This window comes from Stenotrophomonas sp. AS012628 (assembly GCF_010608305.1).
Taxonomy (GTDB): Bacteria; Pseudomonadota; Gammaproteobacteria; order Xanthomonadales; family Xanthomonadaceae; genus Stenotrophomonas; species Stenotrophomonas geniculata.
The window spans coordinates 1-223 of the sequence record NZ_VMBJ01000278.1; the positions used below are offsets into that span (position 1 = coordinate 1).

Consider the following 223-nt stretch of genomic DNA (forward strand, 5'->3'; position numbering starts at 1 on the left):
GTTGAAGATGGTCGGCCGCGAGTTCAAGGACGCCCGGCAATCCCAGGCCGCCGCCAGCGCGCCGGTGCGCCTGAGCGTGATCGACGCCAGCGGCACGGTATTGCAAAGCCTGGACCTCCGCTTCGACGCGAAGAGCGGCGCCAATGGCCGCTTCCAACTGCCGGAGAACGCCGTCGCCGGCGGCTACGAGTTGCGCTTCGACTACCGCGGGCAGACCTACAGC

General features: G+C 68.6%; 1 protein-coding gene. It reads left to right on the top strand.

Features of this window, described 5'->3' with window-relative positions; all coding sequences use genetic code 11:
* Nucleotides 1–223: MG2 domain-containing protein (locus tag G5A07_RS21920; RefSeq protein WP_191864037.1), on the top strand; the 223-nt coding region annotated here is incomplete at both ends.